We start from the raw sequence: 1,547 nt of genomic DNA, 5'->3' as shown, positions 1-1,547 counted from the left end.
CGACAAATGCGACCAGTTCGTCGGTATCCACCCCGTAGACCCGCGCCACGAAGCGCACGTTCTGCGCCCCCGTGAGGTCGGGATGGAAAGAGCCCGCAAAGCCCACCGGCCATGAAACGCTGCCGCGGCGAAGCACATGGCCCCGCTCCGCCGCCATCGTCCCCGCGATGATCTTCAGGAGAGAGGATTTCCCGGCCCCGTTCCGCCCCAGCAGGGCCACCGACCGACCTGAGGGAAAGAGCGCGTCGATCCCCCGCGCGATCACCTTCCGCGCCCCGCCCCGGCCNAGCCCCTTGTGCAGATCGATGAGCCGTATCATCCGCTAGCGCCTGTCCCGCAGGCTGTACCACGTCAGCACCCCGATCACCCAGACGGCCAGCAGGAAGGCAAAAGTCAGCAGCCCGATCGTGTAGCGGCGCGGATAGATCGCCCGTTCCGCCAGCGTGGGGCCGACGAAGGCTGCAAGGTACCGGCTGTCGCGCCGCGCCTCCGCCACGGCTGCGTCATAGGCGGCCCGTGCCGCCAGATAGGCCTGTTCGGCAAATTCGTTTTCCACCGTCAGGCGCTCGAACTCGCCCAGAACGGCAACGTAGTCCTCCTGCGCGGCGGTGCCGCCTTCGGCGAACCCTGCGCGTTCCTGCGCGATGCGATCCTCGATCACCGCGATCCGGCGGGAGGACCGCGCAAGGCGCGGGTCGCCCGCCCCGGTGGTGCGCGCCAGCACCTCGCCCTCCACCAGTGCTGTGGCCAATTGGTGTTGCAGGCTTTCCAGCAGACCCATACGCCCGCGTATGTCCGCCGCCGGATCGATGATGCGGGTACGGGCGCGAAAGGCCGCCATTTCGGACCGGGCCGCGCGGGCGCGCTGCATCGCCTGCTCCAGCTCGCCCTCGGCATGGCGGGTCGCATCCGTCCGCGCCAGCACGCTCAACCCGTTGATCATCTCGCGGCTTTCCTCCAGCACAAAGGCGGCAATGTCCCGCGCGCCCCCAGCCGTAAAGGCGCGCACCTCGACCTCGACCAGTCCGCTCGCCGCGTCGTGATGCACCCGCACCATCCGCCGCCAATAGTGCAGCAGATCCTCGATGGAGCCTTCGGGATCGAAGGCAAAGACCGGGTCCCGCCCGAACGGGGCAGCAAAACGCCCGCGCAGGTCCAGCGCCCTGTCGGCCCGCGCCACCAATGCCTGACTGCGCAGGAATTCATACAGCACCTCTGTATCGGACGACGCGCCGCCCGCCATCGACGACAACCCCCCGAAGAGCGCGACGGCACCGCCCCCCTCCTGCTGACGGACGACAAACCCGAGGGTGGAGGCATATTGATCCGCCGCCCGCAGCCACAGATAGGCCGCCGCCCCCGCCGCCGGCAGCAGCACAAGCAGCAGCAGGCTCAGCCCCAGCGATAGGTGGCGCGGGCGCCGGTATGCCCGCCCCGCCGGCGGATGCAGCACCTCGATGCCTGCGCGCCGGGGCGGGGCAGGCAGATGCGCTGGCCTGCGCGCGGCACCCCCCGCACCCGCAGCAGCAGAAGCCGATCTCGCTGCT

Annotated in this window: 2 protein-coding genes; both read right to left on the bottom strand. The window is 69.8% G+C overall.

The features are described 5' to 3' along the window. Positions 1-319: ATP-binding cassette domain-containing protein (locus A3728_RS12080; protein ID WP_150120765.1), on the bottom strand; the 319-nt coding region annotated here is incomplete at its 3' end. A 3-nt stretch (positions 320-322) separates the two neighbouring features. Beyond that, a partial coding sequence (locus A3728_RS12075; RefSeq protein ID WP_330220274.1) for a sugar transporter occupies positions 323-1,547 on the bottom strand: 1,225 nt, incomplete at its 5' end.

This window comes from Sulfitobacter sp. HI0040, from assembly GCF_001634885.1.
Lineage (GTDB): Bacteria > Pseudomonadota > Alphaproteobacteria > Rhodobacterales > Rhodobacteraceae > Sulfitobacter.
This window is presented reverse-complemented; position numbering and strand designations above follow the sequence as displayed.